We start from the raw sequence: 17,644 nt of genomic DNA, 5'->3' as shown, positions 1-17,644 counted from the left end.
GTGGCGACACTCGTCCTCCGTGCCTGAACGCGGGATGAGCGCACCGCGCCCCGGGCCGGGCGCGCCGCGAAGGCCCCGCTCAGAGCTTCACGCCCTCGAGATAGCCGCGGTTCCAGGTCGGGCTGATCAGGATCTCGTTGACGCAGACGGAGGCCGGCAGGCGGGCGACGAACAGGATCGTCTCGGCGAGATCCTCCGGCTGGAGCATGCGCCCGCGATCCTCCGCGGTGACCGGGACTGGCCGCTTGTCGAGGAGGGGCGTCGCGACCTCGCCGGGGCAGATGCAGCAGGACCGGATGCCGTGCCCGCACTCCTCCTGGTTCAGGCTCTCCGAGAGCGCCACGAGCCCGTGCTTGGCGGCGGAATAGGCCGGTCCCGTCAGCTTGGAGACGTAGCGGCCGGCCCAGGAGGAGACGTGGATGATCAGGCCGCTCCGCTGCGCCCGCATGGTCGGCAGCACTGCCCGCGCCGCGTAGAAGGGGCCGTTGAGATTGACGCCGACCACGGCGTCGATGCCGGCCGGCGTGATCTCGCTCCAGCCGCGCCGCGGCACGTTGAGGCCCGCCGCGTTCACCAGCAGGTCGCAGCGCCGCCACGCGGCGTGAACCGCCTCCCAGGCGCGCTGCACGTCGTCGGCCACGCCCATGTCGGCCGGGGCGACCAGCGCCTCGCCGCCCGCCGCGCGGACCATCTCCGCGGTGCGCGCGAGGGCCTCCTGACCTCGTCCGGTGAGCGCGACCCGCATGCCGGCCCGCGCCAGCGCGACGGCGGCCGCCTGCCCGATCCCGGATCCGGCCCCCGTCACCCAGGCGACCTGCCCTTCGAGCGCGCGCATCATGGCCTTCGGCTCCCGCCCTACGGCTTGGCGACGAGCGGGCAGCCGCCCTCGGCGAGGGGGCGGAAGGCCTGCTCGGCGGGGATCGTCTCCAGCACCTTGTAGAGGTCCCACGGGCCCTTCGACTCGGACGGCGCCTTCACCTCGAACAGGTACATCGGGTGGATCTTGCGCCCGTCCGCTCGGACCACACCCTTGCCGAACAGCGGGTCCTCGGTCGGGTTGGCCTTCATCCAGGCCATGGTCTTCTGCGGGTCCGTCGACTTCGTCGCCGCCACGGCCTTCAGGTAGTGCAGGAGCCCGGCATAGACGCCCGCGTGGTTCATCGTCGGCATGCTGTTGCCGTTGCGCGGGTAGAAGCGCTCCGAGAAGGCCCGGGTCTCCGGGTTGAGATCCCAGTAGAACGACTCGGTCAGCACGAGGCCCTGCGCGGTCTGCAGGCCGATCGCGTGGACGTCGACGGCGTAGATCAGCAGGGCGGCGAGCTTCTGGCCGCCGTCGGTCAGCCCGAACTCGTGCGCCTGCTTGACCGCGTTGACCGTGTCGCCGCCCGCGTTGGCCAGACCCACAACCTTCGCGCCCGAGGCCTGCGCCTGCAGCAGGAACGAGGAGAAGTCCGTGGCGGGGAACGGGACCCGCGCGGCGCCCAATACGCGCCCGCCGCCCGTATCGATCACGGCCTTCGCCTCGTTCTGAAGGGAGAGCCCGAAGGCGTAGTCGGCGGTGAGGAAATACCACGTGTCGCCGCCGCGCTTGAGCATGGCGCCGGCCGTGCCGTGCGCCAGGGCGTAGGTGTCGTAGGTCCACTGGATCGTGTTCGGCGAGCACTGCTTGCCGGTCAACTCCGTGGTGCCGGCCCCCGAGTCGATGAAGACCTTGTTCTTCTCGCGGGTGACCTGGCTCACCGCCAGCGCAACCGAGGAGGTCGGCACGTCGAGGATCGCGTCCACGCCGTCGCGGTCGTACCACTGGCGGGCGACGGCGGCGCCGATATCGGGTTTGTTCTGGTGGTCGGCCGAGACGATCTCGACCTGCACGCCCGGCTCGGTCTTGGCGAAATCCTCGACCGCCATCTGCGCGGCGACGACGGAGCCCTTGCCGCCGGTATCGGCGTAGACGCCCGACATGTCGTTGAGGACGCCGACCTTGACGCGGATCGGCTCGGCAACGGCCGGCCCGGCGAGCGCGGCGAAGCCGATCGCGACCGAGAGTACGCAACTCCGGATCGACGCCATGGCAGACCGTCCTCCGCGGCAGTTTCTGTCTTTCGGCCAGGAGGGCACGCTGGCATCCCAGCGTCAAGCAGCGGTCCGCGACCGGACCCGGGAGCGGTGAGACAGGCCGGTGCCGGATGTGTCGCGGCGGCGGTGCCGACGGAATCGGGCCGGAACGCCCGCCCGAGACCGGCCCGTCGCGACATCGAGATCGGCGCGGTGGAGCGGCCTCAGCCGGCGCGCTGTGCCGGGCGACGGTCACGCCCCACGGGCGCGAGGCCCGGCCTCGGCGATCGAATGTCGTGGTGCCGGCGGAGGGGATCGAACCCCCGACCTTCGGTTTACAAAACCGACGAAATACCATCTCGCAGCCTAACACAGCCTCACAGCGCGCGGCATTTGCAAGCCGTTGTAGAAGCTTGTTTTTTCCGGAGTGTTGGCTAGTGTTAATCACGGAGCCTAACAGGGCCAAACGTGCCTTGGGTGTTACCCTGGTGATACCCTCAGAAGGCCAGCGGTTTCGGAGCGAGGTCATGCCGAAGGCCCTCACCGTCAGAGGGATTGAGGCCTTGAAGGGCGGACCGGTCCGGGCCGAGGTCCCGGACGGGCTGATCCCCGGCCTCTATCTCATCTGCCAGTCGTCGGGCGTGAAGTCTTGGGCCGTTCGCTACCGTGCCGGCGGTCGGACTCGGAAGCACACGCTCGGTCGCTACCCAGCCATCGATCTCGCGAACGCTCGTGAGATTGCTCGGCGCACTCTCGTGGCAGTCGCGTCGGGTCGCGACCCGGCTGCCGACAAGGCCGAGGCGCGCCGCTTAGCTGGCGAATTAGCTGGACCGGCACGGGATCGGTTCGACGCTGCGGCCGCGCTGTTCATTGAGCGCTATGCCAAGGCCAACACGAAGGAGCAGACCTGGCGGGAGAGCGAGCGGTTGCTCGCGACCCATGTCCTGCCGCTCTGGCGTGCTCGCCGTGTGCAGGAGATCGCCAAGCGCGATGTCGTCGAGCTGATGGATGCCATCGTCGACCGTGGTGCGCCCGTGTCGGCTAACCGTACCCTCGCGGTAGTACGGCGCATGTTCGGCTGGTTGGTCGAGCGCGGCGTGATCGTCGCAAATCCCTGCGCGGAGGTGAAGGCGCCGACGGCGGAGAAGAGCCGGGATCGCGTCCTGTCCGACGACGAGCTGCGAGCCATCCTGCGGGCCTGCGATCGGCTCAACGAGCCGTTCGGCGCGCTGATCAAGCTGTTGGCGCTCACCGCCCAGCGCCGCGATGAGGTGGGCCAGATGACGTGGCGCGAGGTCGACCTCGATGCGCGGCTGTGGACGATCCCGAAGGAGCGGGCGAAGAACGGGATCGCGCACGACGTGCCGCTTTCCGACGCGGCTGTGACGGTGCTTACCGGGGTCCGCCGCATCGCGGGCAGCCGAGGACTTGTGTTTACCACTACGGGCGAGACGCCAGTTTCCGGCTTCAGCAAGATCAAGAAGCGCCTCGACGACGCCGTACCGGATGCGCCGCCATGGGTGCTGCACGACCTGCGCCGCACCGCTGCTTCGGGCATGGCGCGGCTCGGAGCTAATCTGCCGGTGATTGAGAAGGTCCTGAACCACACGTCCGGCTCTTTCGGGGGTGTGACCGGGATCTATCAGCGCCACCATTTTGCGGATGAGAAGCGGGCGGCGCTGAATGCGTGGGCGGCGCATGTCGAGGCGATCGTCGGCAAGGAGGCTCGGTGAGCGACAAGCCCGACATGAAGGCGTTGGCCGAGCAGGTGCGAGCGTTTGCTCAAACGCCGCGCATGCAGGAGCTTAGACGGCAGTTAGAGGCGTTTCAGCAGTCACCGCCGGAGCATATCCGCAAATTGCGGGAAGATCTCAAAGAGTTCAGTATTAGACAAAGAATGCAACTAGGCCAACGTGGTCAGTCTGGCGTTGAGCCATCGAAGCCTAAGAAGCGTTCGCGGGGACGTCCTCCCGGTGCGCAATACCCAGAAGATGCAGCGCTGGTCGCCGCAATGCATAGAGAAATACTCTCAACCGGAGCGAAAAAAATCCTGCCGATCGCTCGCAAATTCGCCAGTTCCGCAAAGGGCAGCTTTGCGGAAGAGAATAAGGCCCGCCGTCTAGAGCGAGCCTACCGCAAGCGCTTCGGATCAGCCGTGGAGAGAAAATAGCCGAATTTCTCTCCATATCAGCTGATTATTACTCCATAAAATTCGATTTTAAATCCTTCGCAATCCGCGGTGACCGCGAGCATGTTTGCTTTGCGGCGCGAGAGTTCGCGCGCGTTTGGAGGTGTGAAGATGAGCGAACGACAGAAGCTCTACTGCACCGCGACCCAGGTCCGCCGTCGCTATGGCGGGATCTCTGAGATGGGTCTGTGGCGCTGGATCCATGATGGGAAGATCGACTTCCCAAAGCCCGATCTGATCGTGAATGGCCGGCGACTCTGGAGTGAGGAAACACTCGACCGCTTCGACGCTCGCCTTTCGGTGAAGGAGGCCGCGTAGGCCATGAAGCAAGAAACCCGCGCATCGCGCGGGGCGATGACGGGTCTCGAATTGTCTGCTGTGGCGGCTGACAAACTCGTAGATACCGCGAAGCCCCTCGCTCTTCAAGCATCCACGCTCGCCAAGCGCTTCGGCTTGACGCCGTCTGTGGCGGCGACGATCGCCGAGTTGGCCTATCCCGCAGTCGACAGCTGGAGGGCCCGCGCATGATCGCGATCGCCTCCCCCATTCACACCGCTACCATCAACGCCATTACGGTCCGCTTCTTCCGCGGGCCGACCGATGGCCCCGACATGCCTTGGCATGCTCACGAGGAGCTGCTGGCAGCCCTCGCAATGCCACGCGACCTGCGCCGCCTGCTGAAGGCCGCGCTGCTGAAGCACCGGAAGGATGCCTGCCACACGGTCGAGGTCGACGGCGAGCCGCTGCTACTCGCGCCGCACTTCGTCGCTCAGGGCTTGATTGGCATGGCCCAGGAGGTCGGGAGGGGCGTCACCACGACGCCCGACCTCGTCGACCGCGAGTACGCTCGCGCCGGTGTCGCCGCGATGAACGCGCTAACCGCGCACCTGTCGGCGGCAGAGGATCGGTTCACTTGGGCGATACAGGCCTTCCAAAATCAGGGAGGCGCGGCATGAACGCGCCAATCCAAAATCCCGATCGGGCGGCAATGACCGCTCACACCTTCGACGCCGTCGCCGAGGCCGCGTCGATTGCCGAGAGCTACGCCAGGATGGCCACCGAGATGGCGTCGATCGGTGACGCCCGCGGTCTGCGGTACGCGCTGCGCCAAGCCGCCGTCGCCCTCGCCAGCGCTGCGGACGCGACGGCGCTGCTCAAGTCCACCAGTTTGCGCGGAGGCGCCTGATGTCCGAGCGCGCATACAACCATCCAGAGTCGGATCCGTCGGACGCCTATCACGGTTGGCCCGGCCCAGACCCCTACGAAACGCCGCGGAAGGCGAGTAGCCGCCAATCCCAAACACCGCCGCCGCACTTGGGCATTGAGAACGCGGCCGACCTGCGCCGGATGACTTTCCCGCCCATCCAGTACGTCGTGCCTGGGTACATCGCGGAGGGCTGCACGCTCCTCGCGGGGCGGCCTAAGCTCGGCAAATCATGGCTTGTTTTGGAGAGCGGTCTCGCCGTGGCGATCGGGAGCGACTGCCTCGGCGGCATCGCCTGCAGGCAGGGTGACGTGCTGTACCTCGCCTTGGAGGACAACCGGCGCCGGCTCCAGCGTCGCATCGACAAGGTGCTCGGCGCCTTTGCGAAGGAATGGCCTGCCGCCTTCGAGTACGCGACTGAGTGGCCGCGTGCCAACGAGGGCGGCCTCGACAGGATCCGCGAGTGGATCAAGTCCAAGGCTAACCCGCGCCTCGTCATCGTGGACGTGCTGGCCATGTTCAAGCCGGTGCGAGGCTCCAGCGAGTCCTTGTACGAGGCTGACTATGCCGCCATCAAAGGGCTGCAGGGCCTCGCGGGCGAGTACGGCATTGCCATCGTGGTCGTGCATCACACCCGGAAGTCCGGTGCCGAGAGCGACCCATTCGAGAAGGTGTCCGGCACGCTCGGCCTTTCCGGCGCCGCAGACACCGCCTTGATCCTCGACCGGGACAGCAACGGTGCGACGCTCTACGGCCGCGGTCGTGACATTGAGGAGATCGAGAGCGCAGTCATCTTCGACAAGGAGTCCTGCCGCTGGCTCATTCAAGGTGAAGCCACAGACGTCCGCCGGACGGACGAGCGTAGCACGATCCTCAGCGTGCTGTTGGAAGCCGACGCATCGATGTCGCCGATCGATCTGTCCGACGCCACCGGCATGCCGAACCTCAACATCCGGCAGTTGCTCTTCAAGATGGTCAAGGCCGGCGAGATCGAGAAGTGCGGCCGCGGGCGCTACCGCCATCCCGACCGCGCCGACATCGGTAACAGCCAATATCCCCGTAACAACGATAACAAGATAACAAATCCGGGGGTCTATCGGCGCTCTCACGATGGGGAGGGCTACGATGACTGAGCCAGACTTGTTACCATGTTATCGATGTTATGGGGGCTTGGTGACCCACCTCCAACAATCGCCTCAGGCGTCGTCGACCACCGGCACGGCGAAGAACTTGAATGGATCCTCGACCACGCCGCCCTGCGCATCCATGGCATCCGCACAGTGCTGGCTCTCGATCGGCGTCGAAGGTCGAGACGTGAAGGTGGCGGTAGGCGCCTCTAGGCTTGCGGCTCTGATTTGCTTTTCGACTTCGCCTTCATGGGTCGAATGGCAGAACATCCAAGGCTCGCCATCCTTCTCGATCGTCACGTAGGCCATGGGCATCTCCTGCGGTTCGGAAGGGACAACGCAGCAGGATGCGATCGGGCAGCGGACGACGGGTCGCGATGGCGGACCGGTAGGACTATCGCCTTTCCTCAGATCCCCACGCTCGCTGCGCCGGCTTCGGCCGCCTCTTTCACGCTAGCGCCGTTCCGCAGGGCTGTCGCGACGACGGTCGACATCGTGTCGACGGCTTGAGCACGATCCTCGGCGTGATTGTGGGGAATACTCATCCGCAACCTCCGGTGAGCGTACTGCCCATCAGGAAATTTGAGATCCAATCGATCTCTGAGTATTCTGATGGCCCCCGCGTAGTCCCGATCAAAGCAAGCATTCCCGATATCAGGTTTGTTTTTGAAAATCGGGAATTCCTCTTCTTGGGGCGGCAAATCGCCCTGACGATGATTAGCGCCGCCGACAACAAAATCGAACGCTTTGGCGATCATTCGATAGAAAAACGGCATCGGAGCCTCCTGAGCGGGCAACAGATGACGCAACCGATCAGTGTTCGTGACGCGGATACTGAGTGTGCGGGTGCAAGGAGCGGGCCATGCCGATCGTTGAGCAAAGGGGCGAATTGTTCGCTGCCCTGTGCCGGACGCGGTGCGGTCTACGAACCGGCAGGCAGCCGAAGGTCGCAATCCTGTGCCGCTTCACCCATCGAGCCAACCAAAGCCGAGAGAAGGGTAAGTCAGCGCCGCCCGCCGCCACTCGGCTTCGTGTCGTTCTCGATCGCCCGCAAGGCGTTCTCGAAAGCCTTGTCCTCAGTGGTGAAGGCCCTGTCCGAGCGCTCGATGAGCTTGCCGCTTCGGCGCAGCGCCCAACCAAAATGGCCTTCCGGCTTCTTCAGAGGCTCAATGGTGACTGAGTAGGGGTGTGGCACGTCAGACGTCATGGCCGAGCTATGCCGATCTGGCCGCTCGGCCGCAAGTACATCGCTCAATCAGTAGTGTGCGATTTGCCGGCGCGATAGCGTCACCAGAAATCCTCGGTGATAAGTGCGCCGCTCCGGTCGAAGGTGCCGCGCCAACCTCTGTCGGGGAGGCGGACAGTCACCAGCGTCTGACCCGCATCCTCGCTGCTGCCGGCCTTGATCCGCGCATCGACCTGGCCTTGGCGTTCCATGCGCTTCAAGTCCGTCGCACTGACGCCGAGACACAACGCCAGTTCGCGGGGATCGACGATCCAATCGCCCTGATGTCCGAAGGTGAGCCTCATGGGGCAGCCCTTCATCAGTTCGGCAGCGGTTGCGAGGCAGCGAGTGACGATGGCGCGCCTAGGCTTGAGGCAGGCCGTGGCGTTCACCCGATGATCAACCGGATCAGCAGGCACGCCACCGCCGAGCCCGAGAGTGCGATACCGAGCAGGTATGGGCTGGGAAGCTGATCGCCCGAGTTGACGTTCTCCCCCCACCGGTGAGTCGGCTTGTTGGCAGCCGCTCCGCTTGCCGAGCTTGTGTTCACGTTTGGATAGATGTGCGCGCTCATAACGAATTCCTTCCAATGGTTGAGCTTGCGGAAATTATCCCACCGCTCACTGCGCGGCGCAGCTTTCGGACCAGAAATGGGAAACAGAATTCAATGGTGCGACAAATTAGCATGAGTATCCCGCATTGGATATAACGAAGTATCACGCTCCATAACTAAGGCCGACAAAGCGTCGGCGAGCGAATTTTAGATAGCTACGGCAGCATCTTGCCGCGGCGCATCATGTAATCCATCGTTCTAGCTACGCAGTGATTGAGGCGTAGCCACATCATGACCAATCCTCTCCGACGAGACGCCTTGCTCCGGCTGAAGGTCGAGACCGATCTCGCCCGAGCGGTGGAGACCGCGGCCCGCCAGCGCGGCCAGACCATGAGCGAGTTCACGCGGCAGAGCCTTCGCGCGCAACTCGCCCGTCACGGTGTTCGGCTCGGTCCCGACGACGGCCCCCGCACTCCGCCGGCCGCTCCCGCCCTCGCTCGTGCAGCTTGAGGGAGGTGAGCTTGAACCTCCCGATCGCCAACATTCGCCAGGACCGGCACGTCGCGTCGTACGTCAGCCTCGGCCGCAGTCGGCCTGACCTGAAGCCGGTGGTGCTGGATGCGCCTCTTAGCTCGACGCAGATTTCCGCTGAGCGCGTCGCCGCCCAGGTCGAGCGCGAGGCCTTGGAAGCCAGCCGGTCCGACGTACTGCTGAACGGCACCTCCGACGACGTCGCTGCGCTCGACCACCGTATTGCTCTCACCAAGATCCGGCTGGACCAGCTGGAGGTGCAGCACGCCGCTGCGGTGCTTGCCGAGGCTGAGGCCAAGGCCGCTCACGAGGCCGAGCAAAAGCGCCGCAAGGATCTGCATCGCAAGGCCATGAAGGCCTCCGCCGAGGTCGAGAAATTGGCGACGGAGTACGTCAGCGAGGCGAAGCGTCTGGTTCCGGTGCTGGAGAAGATCCGCGAGCGGGCCGCGCTGATCGAGGCTGCCAACTTCGCCTTGCCCGACGGCGCCGATCCGGTCCCGCCCGGCGAGCCCCGTTGCAGCTGGAACGACAGCGCTGACCAGCCGCACAGCTCAATCGCCAGTCGCGTCAAGCTGCCCGCCCTCGGCAACGACGCCGGCTTCATCTGGGGCGAGGTCGCTGCCCCGCTTCCCTACAGGATCATCCATGACCCGCTCTGAGATCGAAGACGGCGCCGCGTGGGCCCGTCGCACACTTCGCAAGCCTGAGCCGACGACCCCCGAGCGCAAGCTGAATTCGGCCGGACGCATCGCAGCCTGGTCGGCTCAGAACCTCCAGGACGAGGCCAAGGGCACGCAGACCCGGTCCGCTGTCGAGCAGACCCGACGCGACCTGCACACCCCCGGCTCATCCTTCACGGTCGGTTCCGAACGCTATGCAGCGGACGGCTCACGCTGGAAACGCGTGGCCTAACCCCTTCACCAGCTCCCCAGGTTGCATGCGGTTTCCTGGGTCGAGGGACGGTCGCGCCAGCGTGTGCTGTCCGCTGGCGCGGCCAACCCCTCTCAAGCCGAAGAGCAGCACACGGACACAGACAATGGCCAGCACCAAGCCCGACACCACCGTGGAGACCGACGTGCCGGTCATCGAAGTCACGCCCATCGATCACGGTGATGCTCACGGCGTCGGCAACATGGAGCAGGCGCCGATCCGGCCTGACCTGCTGCACGAGACCGCAGAGGAGGTCGCAGCCCGTGACGCAGCCTGGCGATCGGCAGGGGTGAGGTGAATGACGGTGTCAGTCGCCGCCACCACCACCACCGCCGTCTCCACCGCCGCAGCTTCCCCCATCGCTGGAGAAGCCGCCAGCCGAGCAGCCATGACCACCATGACCGCCGGAAGACGAGCCAGTGTCTGTCGAAGGGTTCGAGCCGCCGTAGCTCCCCTCTCCGCCACTACCGCTGCCGTTGTAGATGTAGCCGACCCGCACGCGACGCTCTCGCGTCAGCATGTTGAAGAAGCTGGCCACTATCGCGATCGCCGCGATGACAAGGACCGCAAGCTCAAGCGACTGCTTCATGTCCATCGGAACCTCCATCGGTTCGTCGGTCAGAGCAGTCTAGCACGCGCCGCTCCGCAGCGCCCTGAGGCCCATGAGCCGGTGGGACCCAACGGGGATCTCCGCACGGAGGGTGCCCTGATGCGAGTTCCCAGGGTCCTTCCCAGGGGTGGTCAGGCCCGAGGGCCCGCCCGAGCAAAGCTTCTGTCTAGGTGCGGTCGGCCAAAAGCATGCAACGCGCAACGTCACGTGCAACAGGCACACGCAACATGGCAACGACTGAAACCAGAGCAGCCTTCGCCCGCCGTCACGGTGTGAACCGTTCGACGGTCGGCCGCTGGGAGGCCAAGGGCAGCATCGTGTTGACGGTCGACGGGCTGGTGAACGTCGAGGCGTCGGAGCAGCTGCTCGGCGGCCGGGCGGAAACCTACCGCGGAGGCAAGGCCAAGGGTCCAAGCGCTCAGAAGCTCCCGGCGAAGGCCGATCCAGTTCTGGATGCACCGCCAGCTCGCGATCCGTTGGCGCTGGCGCACACCGGCCTCGCCGAGGTGATCCGCGCGATCGGCCCCTTCGCCGCCCGGATGGCGCTGGAGTTCGGCGCGCCGCTAGAGGTGGCCTATGGGCTCGACCAGGCCGTTGCCGTCGAGGCGGATGGCATCGCTGCCCGGTTCCTGGCCCAGCATGGTCACCCAGATACGGCCAACGGCTACGGAGCGCTGGAAAGCCTAGGCCTCGACTTCGCGGAGGCGGACTGGGCCGCGCTCGCCAAGGCCACTGGCGTGCCGCTCGACCTCGATGCGCTCGATGCGTGGTTCACCGGCACGGCCTACTGGCGCGAGCCCGCGAAAGCAGCCGCATGACCGATCAGCTGACTTCTCAGCCCATCCCCTCCAACGACCCGCCGCGCATCGGCGAGGTCCGCGAGTTGTTCGGCATCAAGCTCCGATGGAACGGCTCTCAGTGGCAGAAGGTGACCGCCCATGGCCGATGAAACGCTCCGTATGCAGGCCGAGGTTGTCGACCGGTTCTCCGGTCCGCTGAAGGCCCTCCGAGCCCAGCTGCTCGACACCAGCCGCCAGGGGGCCGCGCACGGCGAGAACCTCGCAAAGGGCTTGGGTAAGGTTGAGAGTGCAGCCAGATCAGCCGGGCAGGCCGCCCAGACCGTTCTCAACCCCGCCCTGGCCGCGATCGGCGTCACGAGCCTCGGCACGGGCGTGGCAGTGGCCGGCGTCGTGAACGCCCTGAACAGTTTGGGCAGCAGCTTGTCGAGCCTCGGGCAGCTCGGCCGCGAGACCTCGATGGCTGCCGATCAGCTTCGAGTGTTCCAGTCAGTAAGCGGCAAATTTGGCATCTCCAGCGATGCGTCCGCTGCCGCGGCGAAAAGCTTTGCGACGAACATGAGAGACATTCGCCGGGGCGTCGGCGAGACCATGGGTTTCCTGCAATCGCAGAACCAGGTGGTCGCTCAGTTTGCCATCAAGCTTAAAGGCTCGAAGAACAACGACGATGCCTTGAAGATGGCTGAGGAGTTCATGGAGCAGATCCCCAACGCGGTGGATCGGGGTCGCTTCGCTGAGAAGCTGTTCGGCAACATGGATCTGGGCCGGCTCGGGGATAGGCACCTCGGCGCGATCCGGGACCTGAACGCCAAGGCTGCGGAAAAGCTCGGGCCACTTGATCCGAAGATGGTCGAGTCCGCCGAGCGGTACGAGCGGGCGCTCGCCGACCTGCGCTCCTCCATGTCACGGATCGGGACGACGATCGCTTCCGAGCTGATGGGGCCGGCCGAGCGGTTCGCGACGTGGATCGACGACATCGCCTCCGGCAAGCGGAAGGATCTGATCGACGGCGTGCGGAAGGGCATGCACGACATCGGCGACGAGCTGGGCAAGATCGACTGGAAGGCCGCCGGCCAGAGCGCCGAGCAGATGCTCACGAGCACGACGATGCTGGTGAAGCCGCTGGCCGAGAGCGTGAAGGAGATCGCTGCGGCAATCAAAAGCTTCAACGAGGGCAAGCCGGCCGAAGCGCTGCGCCACCTCGACGGCGGTAGTGGCCCGCTCGCCCGCCGGCTCGCTCCGATGCTGGGTGACGACGAGATCAATGCCCAAGAGAACGTCGACAGGCTGCGCAAGCTGCGGGACGTGTCGCGGGATGCATCTCAGCACCTGATCGGTCGGACGCAGCAGCGCATGGGCCTGCTCGACACGCCGGAGGTTGCAGAGAAGAAGCTGGCCGACGCCGAGGCCGAGTTGAGCCGCCTGAAGGCTCGGACGCCTGAGCAACGGCAGAAGGACTACGAGCAGTCGACCGAGCGGTTGCGGAAGTCGGTTGACGGCTTGAGCGAGCAGCTGAAGCAGCAGCAGAACGGCAAAGATGCGACCGCGCAGAAATCGTCTCTAGACGCCGACGAGCTGTTCGGGGGCGCCCGCATCCAGGCCGCCTCGCTCGGCGGCGCCAGGATCTACGGCGGACCTGGAGGAACGGGCCCCATCCCCGAGGCTCAGCGCAACGCCGCCCGCGAGAGTTTCAGGCGATACCTGATGCGGCGCGTTCCGGGCTATACGGGCGGCGACACCGTGCCGATACTTCCGGACGGGACGATCCCCGGCCTCGGCTACAAGCCTGGCGCTGGCGGGCGGGCGACCAGCATGGGCGGAGACTCTTCGCGACTGCCAGGGATCGGCGGCGGCCGGGGCTCAACACCGGCAATTCCCGACTCGGTTCCGATGACGGCCGATGAGCGGAACACGCTCGGGCTCATCATGAAGTACGAGGGCGGCGGCAAGAACCAGATGAACTACATGGGTAAGCGCCTCGGCGTCGACCCCATGCAGGCCAAGGGCTACACCGCCCAGGGCTACTACCAGATGCTGAACTCGAACTGGCGCCGGATCGCTCCGGGCCTCGGGATCACGGCGCCCAACGCGATGTCCGGTAGCCTGGAAGAGCAGACCCGCGTGGCTCTCCACCTCTTGCGGAACGGCGGGATCCGCAACTGGTCGAACTATAATCCGGCGCTTCGAGGCGCGCTCGCCCGCAGTGAGCGAGCGCCGGTTGCGAGCATCCCGCCGATCGGCGAGCGACCCCGCATCTCATCGAACGACCCTGACTTCCTGCCGAATGGCACACCCCGCATCCTCAAGCCCAACAGCATGAAGGATGCGCCTGGGCTGACTATGGACGACGCCAGCCGTCTGCGTGGTGGTGCCGATGGTGAAGGCTGGGCAGCACGGGAGAAGGCCAGGAAAGCCTTCGAGACGATGCAGCAGGGCGAAGGCCGCCTCGACGCCTCTGCCGCTCGTGCCGGTGTCGTGGGTGGCCAGAAGGTTGAGGCGAACGGCAGCGTCAGCGTCGTCGTGCAGCGACCGGGGCCAGACACGAACGTCCGGACCTCGGCCTCCGGCAACCTGTTCAAGGACGTGGTGCTGAGCCGGGGGCGGACGATGGCTCCGGCGGAACGTGGGTAACCACGCCGCACGCCTCCGCAAACTGAGCAGTTGCAACTTTAGATTTTGTGGCGAGAATGTGGTCGCAGATTGAGGGGTGCGGGTGCTGACATGCGGTGCGGATCGGTCTTGCTGGCTTTAGCTCTGTCAGCCTCTCCGGTCATCGCGGCGCCGAAGCCGCCCGCCTACTATCCGGCGGAAGATTTCTTCAACTCGCGGTACGACCTGCGCGAACGCGTCATCGCTCAGACCATGCTGATCGGTGCAGGTTATCAGAACGCTGTTCCAACCGAACGCTTCACCCTTAACATCTTCAACGCCACGCGCGATTTCCAGATCGCCAACGGTCTTGCCCCATCTGGCAGCCTCGATCAGCTGACGTCGGATAGGTTGCTGGCGGCGGCACGGCCCATGTTCAACATGTGGAATTTCCGGCAGATTAGCCACCCTGTGCGCGGCCGTCCAATCTGGATGCCGCAAGGTATGGGGCTGCAGCAGTATCCGAATAAGAATGGTCTGTCCTACCGCGAGCCGCAGGGCCGCTTCCGCGTTTTGTATAACTATTTCCCCGACATCACGGCTGATTTTGTCTACGCAGACACCCTAAACAAAATGAAAATGGATGGCACGTTCGTCCATTACTCTGTGATTAAGGACGGATGGTTCGTCATTTCTGCCACCTCGGCCACAGGCGAGGACAGATATCTTCGCTATCATCAGGACGGGTCAGGCATCCTCGGCTTCGTGGCGTTCTGGAACAACGCCAACGGCGTCGTGAACGGCGAGCGCATAGCTGTACTCATGTCGGCGTCGCTCGGCTCGGTGATGAACGGACGACCTTTTGTAGAGCCGCCCGGCTTCCTACAGGAGGCGCCAGCGAGCGTCGCTGCGGCCCCTGCTGTCGTGCCGGTGAGCCGGCCAGATCCTGCCGTGATCCCCCCGACGCCAAAGCCGCTTGCACCTGCGCCAAGCCCCGTTGCGCCACCGCCAGTCGCGCAGTCTAGGCCCGAGGATAAAATCTCTACGGGCAGCGGGTTTTTCGTCGACGCACAAGGCCGGTTCATCACGAACAACCATGTCATCGAGACCTGCAAGGACGTGGTTGTGAAGACGCCAGACGGTCAGATCCGGAAGGCCAGCGTCAAAGCAACCGATGCGGCTAATGACATGGCCCTAGTCCAGGTGACCGGCGCGGAGGGCCACAAGTTCGCGCCTCTACGGCTAGGCGCCCGGCTTGGCGAAGGCATCGCCACGTTCGGTTACCCTCACCTCGACATGCTCGCCAACACGGGCAACTTCACGCTCGGCAATGTCACTGCGTTGGCGGGCGTGAACGACGACTCGCGCTTCTACCAGATCTCTGCGCCCGTTCAGTCCGGCAATTCTGGCGGCCCTGTTCTGGACAACTTTGGCAATGTAGCGGGCGTCGTTCAATCGAAGCTGAACGTGCTGAAGGTTGCGATCGCATCTGGCGACTTCCCGCAGAACATCAACTTCGCCATCAAGGGTGCAATCCTAGCCTCGTTCCTGGAGAGCAACGGGGTGATGATCACGCCGGGCTCGATCACTGGACAGAAGCTTGACCCGGCGGATCTCGCAGATGCTGCTAAGGCCGTCAGCGGTCTAGTGGCTTGCCAGTGAGGGCTAGGTAGCCGTCTCCTACGTCAACCTGCTCCGCGGCTCGGCGCAGAACCAGGGGTGGCAGATGACGAAGGCGAAATAGGTCTCAGAGTCCCAGCACCTCAAAGGCACGGCAGACGATCCACGCCCCTAATAGAAAGAGCACAAGACTACTCCACCCAAACAAGTAAATTAAAAAATGTGTTATTGTTGCGACCTTTCGTGCCGTATCTGGAAGAACATCGCACTCTCCCTTTGATATGAGATCGCTTAAATGTTTTGGGCTTTGGTAAGTATTTGCTATAGCTAGCCAATTCCGCCATATCAGTGCGGCTAACAACCCGCTTGCGACGAGCCCGCCGGCGAAACAGAACAATGCCGGAGCGAGAGAATGAAGAAAGGAGATCGCAACCATAATAGATTTCTGGTCGGATTTAGAGATTAATGCCCCGACTAAACTTAAAAGAGCAATTATGGCGCCCCCGTTCAGCAGAGTTAGATGCTTTACGCTTTGAAGGCCGTATTGTTTGACATTTTCGTACGCGTTTAAACTATACCCGTAGCTTTGATCAGCGTATACCTTCATTGCCAGCAGAAATTTTTCGCTTTCGAAGTCGCGAAATTGCTCTCGCATCTTCAGCTTCTCTGCTTCATCAAGCGGTGGCTGTATCAAGGAAGCCTCTCTTGGCAGTCTGTTCCGGCAAGCCGGCCACGATAGCGACGAAGGCGCTTGTGTCGAGACAGGGCTGAATGAAGCCGATCTTTGAGGGCGAGCGGCAAGCCTCGTAGATTAAGCTGGTTCCGGAGCCTCGCCGTGTTGGCATTGTCAAAACCTAAGGGTTACTCGTTGATGGGGAGCAAACGTATTTCTTGGCGAAGTTCATATCGTTGATCACACAAGCTGCAGGCCACAATTGCTCCAGCTTTGATCTGGTGAGCTGCCGCAGCATTCCTCATGCCGCATCTTCTGCAATTCCAGTTCCCTGCCCTGATTTGATGCCACACACGGCCGTCCCGCAGCAATACATTATGCTCTGCGCCGCATCTAGGGCAAGTCGTGACGTTATTTGCGGCAAACCAGTCTACGTCACGTTCCATGACGAAGGTACATCCGTCAAAATCACAGACCCAATCACAATTCCTATCTATTTTAACATTGAACATTTCGGAAGAAAGAACTAGATCAAGCCGTGATTGTATTTTTTGACATTTATCTTTGATTTTTTTGTATATTGCCTCCTCACCTGCCTCAAGTGCGCGGATGGTTGGTGCATGTAAAAAACTTCCTAAGCTTTGGTAATTTTTGCGAGCCCACGGCAAATCCATGCGGTGTTCAGTCGCCGCGATCTCGTCAAGGCCTTCAAGGCCCAGTTTCACTTCCATGTCACCGGTTAAACCGCGGACCATTTCGCTTAGCTCTTTTAAAACCTGATCCGCCTGCCAGCGACGCATCAGACTGAACGAAGCCTCAGAACGGTGCAGCTGCAGCAAATCATAGGCAAGCGACTCTATGCACATGCGCTGCTCCAGCGCGGCATAGCGAAGCTGGGCATCGTCGCCCGACGCAAGGTGCTCGTTCGCCCGCTGCAGGTGATCGCGGGCGCGTTCGCGAAGATCCGGCACTTCGGCCATAGCTATCTCGCCTTCAGTGCCTCTGACGTCCCCAATTGGAGATTTTGGTGGGCCCGGCAGGACTCGAACCTGCAACCAATAAACCGATTTTCAGCAACGGTTTAACGAACGTCGACGCGCACAGGTTATGCACTTTGTGCGGGAGCTGCAAGACGGGGCACCGGCATTTACGGTCAAAGGTGACTGCAGCCCGTCCGGTCCTTCATCCATACTCCTTGGTTCTGCTGGCCGCGCGCTCGTGCCACTTCAGTTGGAGCTGAACGACCGCGTGCTCACACATCCGATCAAACGTCCGCTCTCTGGACTGCGATCGAGCGGTGGAATGACCGGGTCTGGCCGTAAGCGGAATGGCTGCTTCGGAGCAGGTTCGCCGGAAAAGCGGACGGCCTCCTACCGACCCAACCCAGTCGTTCCAGTCTTCGAAGACGTTTCCCAAAAGCAGATGGGGTGGATGGCTCCCGCTCCGACTGACGGCATCTCGGTGCCAAGATGTGGTCGCTGTCGAAGCAGCAGCCACGCAGATGCAGGAGCCATCCCCATGGAGATCACCACCGTCGGCATC

General features: G+C 63.6%; 24 protein-coding genes and 1 tRNA gene. 14 read left to right on the top strand and 11 right to left on the bottom strand.

Going from position 1 to position 17,644, the window contains the following annotated elements:
* Positions 1–79: 79 nt before the first annotated feature.
* From ACLBYB_RS23535 to ACLBYB_RS23525, 3 genes are all read right to left on the bottom strand, one after another.
* Positions 80–838: an SDR family oxidoreductase gene (locus tag ACLBYB_RS23535; RefSeq protein ID WP_447700228.1), complete on the bottom strand. Its 759-nt coding sequence runs from the start codon at positions 836–838 to the stop codon at positions 80–82.
* A gap of 17 nt (positions 839–855) precedes the next feature.
* The gene (locus ACLBYB_RS23530; protein WP_447700227.1) at positions 856–2,070 is read right to left on the bottom strand and encodes an ABC transporter substrate-binding protein; all 1,215 of its coding nucleotides are present in this window, start codon (positions 2,068–2,070) and stop codon (positions 856–858) included.
* A 282-nt stretch (positions 2,071–2,352) separates the two neighbouring features.
* Positions 2,353–2,422, bottom strand: a tRNA-Thr gene (locus tag ACLBYB_RS23525).
* A 160-nt stretch (positions 2,423–2,582) separates the two neighbouring features.
* On the opposite strand from ACLBYB_RS23525, the gene ACLBYB_RS23520 reads away from it, so the two are divergent.
* From ACLBYB_RS23520 to ACLBYB_RS23490, 7 genes are all read left to right on the top strand, one after another.
* Positions 2,583–3,788 carry a tyrosine-type recombinase/integrase gene (locus ACLBYB_RS23520; protein WP_447700226.1) on the top strand — a complete coding sequence of 402 codons (1,206 nt, stop codon included), beginning with the start codon at positions 2,583–2,585 and terminating at the stop codon, positions 3,786–3,788.
* Complete coding sequence (locus ACLBYB_RS23515; RefSeq protein ID WP_447700225.1) at positions 3,785–4,225, top strand: hypothetical protein; 441 nt, start codon at positions 3,785–3,787, stop codon at positions 4,223–4,225. Before ACLBYB_RS23520 ends, ACLBYB_RS23515 begins: the two co-directional genes overlap by 4 nt.
* Positions 4,226–4,354: 129 nt before the next feature.
* Positions 4,355–4,561, top strand: a complete 207-nt coding sequence (locus ACLBYB_RS23510; protein ID WP_091928138.1) for a helix-turn-helix transcriptional regulator — start codon at positions 4,355–4,357, stop codon at positions 4,559–4,561.
* 3 nt (positions 4,562–4,564) lie between these two features.
* Positions 4,565–4,771: a hypothetical protein gene (locus ACLBYB_RS23505; RefSeq protein ID WP_447700224.1), complete on the top strand. Its 207-nt coding sequence runs from the start codon at positions 4,565–4,567 to the stop codon at positions 4,769–4,771.
* Complete coding sequence (locus ACLBYB_RS23500) at positions 4,768–5,199, top strand: hypothetical protein (protein ID WP_447700223.1); 432 nt, start codon at positions 4,768–4,770, stop codon at positions 5,197–5,199. The genes ACLBYB_RS23505 and ACLBYB_RS23500 overlap by 4 nt, the downstream gene beginning before the upstream one ends.
* Positions 5,196–5,429: a hypothetical protein gene (locus ACLBYB_RS23495; protein ID WP_447700222.1), complete on the top strand. Its 234-nt coding sequence runs from the start codon at positions 5,196–5,198 to the stop codon at positions 5,427–5,429. The genes ACLBYB_RS23500 and ACLBYB_RS23495 overlap by 4 nt, the downstream gene beginning before the upstream one ends.
* A complete protein-coding gene (locus tag ACLBYB_RS23490; RefSeq protein WP_447700221.1) occupies positions 5,429–6,580 on the top strand; it encodes an AAA family ATPase in 1,152 nt (383 codons plus the stop codon). Before ACLBYB_RS23495 ends, ACLBYB_RS23490 begins: the two co-directional genes overlap by 1 nt.
* Positions 6,581–6,643: 63 nt before the next feature.
* Here the strand turns inward: ACLBYB_RS23490 and ACLBYB_RS23485 are convergent, their stop codons facing one another.
* From ACLBYB_RS23485 to ACLBYB_RS23465, 5 genes are all read right to left on the bottom strand, one after another.
* The gene (locus ACLBYB_RS23485) at positions 6,644–6,883 is read right to left on the bottom strand and encodes a hypothetical protein (protein ID WP_447700220.1); all 240 of its coding nucleotides are present in this window, start codon (positions 6,881–6,883) and stop codon (positions 6,644–6,646) included.
* A gap of 98 nt (positions 6,884–6,981) precedes the next feature.
* Positions 6,982–7,350 (bottom strand): hypothetical protein, encoded by a 369-nt coding sequence (locus ACLBYB_RS23480; RefSeq protein ID WP_447700219.1) that lies wholly within the window; start codon positions 7,348–7,350, stop codon positions 6,982–6,984.
* 227 nt (positions 7,351–7,577) lie between these two features.
* Positions 7,578–7,769: a hypothetical protein gene (locus tag ACLBYB_RS23475; protein ID WP_447700218.1), complete on the bottom strand. Its 192-nt coding sequence runs from the start codon at positions 7,767–7,769 to the stop codon at positions 7,578–7,580.
* Between the two features lie 92 nt (positions 7,770–7,861).
* Positions 7,862–8,191, bottom strand: coding sequence for a DUF6522 family protein (locus ACLBYB_RS23470; RefSeq protein WP_447700217.1), 330 nt, complete (start codon positions 8,189–8,191; stop codon positions 7,862–7,864).
* Positions 8,188–8,373: a hypothetical protein gene (locus tag ACLBYB_RS23465; protein ID WP_447700216.1), complete on the bottom strand. Its 186-nt coding sequence runs from the start codon at positions 8,371–8,373 to the stop codon at positions 8,188–8,190. Before ACLBYB_RS23465 ends, ACLBYB_RS23470 begins: the two co-directional genes overlap by 4 nt.
* 500 nt (positions 8,374–8,873) lie before the next feature.
* Between ACLBYB_RS23465 and ACLBYB_RS23460 the strand changes: the two genes are divergently transcribed.
* From ACLBYB_RS23460 to ACLBYB_RS23450, 3 genes are all read left to right on the top strand, one after another.
* On the top strand, positions 8,874–9,542 hold the full coding sequence (locus ACLBYB_RS23460) for a hypothetical protein (RefSeq protein WP_447700215.1): 669 nt from the start codon (positions 8,874–8,876) through the stop codon (positions 9,540–9,542).
* Complete coding sequence (locus ACLBYB_RS23455; RefSeq protein ID WP_447700214.1) at positions 9,529–9,795, top strand: hypothetical protein; 267 nt, start codon at positions 9,529–9,531, stop codon at positions 9,793–9,795. The genes ACLBYB_RS23460 and ACLBYB_RS23455 overlap by 14 nt, the downstream gene beginning before the upstream one ends.
* 124 nt (positions 9,796–9,919) lie before the next feature.
* Positions 9,920–10,111, top strand: a complete 192-nt coding sequence (locus ACLBYB_RS23450) for a hypothetical protein (protein ID WP_447700213.1) — start codon at positions 9,920–9,922, stop codon at positions 10,109–10,111.
* Positions 10,112–10,120: 9 nt separating this feature from the next.
* Here the strand turns inward: ACLBYB_RS23450 and ACLBYB_RS23445 are convergent, their stop codons facing one another.
* The gene (locus tag ACLBYB_RS23445; RefSeq protein ID WP_447700212.1) at positions 10,121–10,408 is read right to left on the bottom strand and encodes a hypothetical protein; all 288 of its coding nucleotides are present in this window, start codon (positions 10,406–10,408) and stop codon (positions 10,121–10,123) included.
* A 242-nt stretch (positions 10,409–10,650) separates the two neighbouring features.
* Between ACLBYB_RS23445 and ACLBYB_RS23440 the strand changes: the two genes are divergently transcribed.
* The 4 genes from ACLBYB_RS23440 to ACLBYB_RS23425 all read left to right on the top strand — a co-directional run bounded on the left by ACLBYB_RS23440 (position 10,651) and on the right by ACLBYB_RS23425 (position 15,471).
* Complete coding sequence (locus tag ACLBYB_RS23440) at positions 10,651–11,241, top strand: hypothetical protein (protein ID WP_447700211.1); 591 nt, start codon at positions 10,651–10,653, stop codon at positions 11,239–11,241.
* The gene (locus tag ACLBYB_RS23435; RefSeq protein ID WP_447700210.1) at positions 11,238–11,372 is read left to right on the top strand and encodes a hypothetical protein; all 135 of its coding nucleotides are present in this window, start codon (positions 11,238–11,240) and stop codon (positions 11,370–11,372) included. The genes ACLBYB_RS23440 and ACLBYB_RS23435 overlap by 4 nt, the downstream gene beginning before the upstream one ends.
* Positions 11,362–13,851 (top strand): hypothetical protein, encoded by a 2,490-nt coding sequence (locus ACLBYB_RS23430; protein WP_447700209.1) that lies wholly within the window; start codon positions 11,362–11,364, stop codon positions 13,849–13,851. Before ACLBYB_RS23435 ends, ACLBYB_RS23430 begins: the two co-directional genes overlap by 11 nt.
* A gap of 108 nt (positions 13,852–13,959) precedes the next feature.
* Positions 13,960–15,471: a trypsin-like peptidase domain-containing protein gene (locus ACLBYB_RS23425; protein WP_447700208.1), complete on the top strand. Its 1,512-nt coding sequence runs from the start codon at positions 13,960–13,962 to the stop codon at positions 15,469–15,471.
* An 85-nt stretch (positions 15,472–15,556) separates the two neighbouring features.
* Here ACLBYB_RS23425 and ACLBYB_RS23420 read toward each other — a convergent pair whose 3' ends face one another.
* Entirely contained in the window at positions 15,557–16,123 is a 567-nt protein-coding gene (locus ACLBYB_RS23420; protein WP_447700207.1) for a hypothetical protein, read from the bottom strand.
* Positions 16,124–16,290: 167 nt separating this feature from the next.
* Complete coding sequence (locus tag ACLBYB_RS23415) at positions 16,291–17,082, bottom strand: hypothetical protein (protein ID WP_447700206.1); 792 nt, start codon at positions 17,080–17,082, stop codon at positions 16,291–16,293.
* Positions 17,083–17,644: the final 562 nt, after the last annotated feature.

It is taken from the genome of Methylobacterium sp. D54C (assembly GCF_053345595.1).
This window is presented reverse-complemented; position numbering and strand designations above follow the sequence as displayed.

Coding starts and splice junctions, on each gene's coding strand:
- ACLBYB_RS23535 (WP_447700228.1), bottom strand. CDS start 838: ATGATGCGCGCGCTCGAAGGGCAGGTCGCCTGGGTGACGGGGGCCGGA.
- ACLBYB_RS23530 (WP_447700227.1), bottom strand. CDS start 2,070: ATGGCGTCGATCCGGAGTTGCGTACTCTCGGTCGCGATCGGCTTCGCC.
- ACLBYB_RS23520 (WP_447700226.1), top strand. CDS start 2,583: ATGCCGAAGGCCCTCACCGTCAGAGGGATTGAGGCCTTGAAGGGCGGA.
- ACLBYB_RS23510 (WP_091928138.1), top strand. CDS start 4,355: ATGAGCGAACGACAGAAGCTCTACTGCACCGCGACCCAGGTCCGCCGT.
- ACLBYB_RS23505 (WP_447700224.1), top strand. CDS start 4,565: ATGAAGCAAGAAACCCGCGCATCGCGCGGGGCGATGACGGGTCTCGAA.
- ACLBYB_RS23500 (WP_447700223.1), top strand. CDS start 4,768: ATGATCGCGATCGCCTCCCCCATTCACACCGCTACCATCAACGCCATT.
- ACLBYB_RS23495 (WP_447700222.1), top strand. CDS start 5,196: ATGAACGCGCCAATCCAAAATCCCGATCGGGCGGCAATGACCGCTCAC.
- ACLBYB_RS23490 (WP_447700221.1), top strand. CDS start 5,429: ATGTCCGAGCGCGCATACAACCATCCAGAGTCGGATCCGTCGGACGCC.
- ACLBYB_RS23485 (WP_447700220.1), bottom strand. CDS start 6,883: ATGGCCTACGTGACGATCGAGAAGGATGGCGAGCCTTGGATGTTCTGC.
- ACLBYB_RS23480 (WP_447700219.1), bottom strand. CDS start 7,350: ATGCCGTTTTTCTATCGAATGATCGCCAAAGCGTTCGATTTTGTTGTC.
- ACLBYB_RS23465 (WP_447700216.1), bottom strand. CDS start 8,373: ATGAGCGCGCACATCTATCCAAACGTGAACACAAGCTCGGCAAGCGGA.
- ACLBYB_RS23455 (WP_447700214.1), top strand. CDS start 9,529: ATGACCCGCTCTGAGATCGAAGACGGCGCCGCGTGGGCCCGTCGCACA.
- ACLBYB_RS23450 (WP_447700213.1), top strand. CDS start 9,920: ATGGCCAGCACCAAGCCCGACACCACCGTGGAGACCGACGTGCCGGTC.
- ACLBYB_RS23445 (WP_447700212.1), bottom strand. CDS start 10,408: ATGGACATGAAGCAGTCGCTTGAGCTTGCGGTCCTTGTCATCGCGGCG.
- ACLBYB_RS23440 (WP_447700211.1), top strand. CDS start 10,651: ATGGCAACGACTGAAACCAGAGCAGCCTTCGCCCGCCGTCACGGTGTG.
- ACLBYB_RS23435 (WP_447700210.1), top strand. CDS start 11,238: ATGACCGATCAGCTGACTTCTCAGCCCATCCCCTCCAACGACCCGCCG.
- ACLBYB_RS23430 (WP_447700209.1), top strand. CDS start 11,362: ATGGCCGATGAAACGCTCCGTATGCAGGCCGAGGTTGTCGACCGGTTC.
- ACLBYB_RS23415 (WP_447700206.1), bottom strand. CDS start 17,082: ATGGCCGAAGTGCCGGATCTTCGCGAACGCGCCCGCGATCACCTGCAG.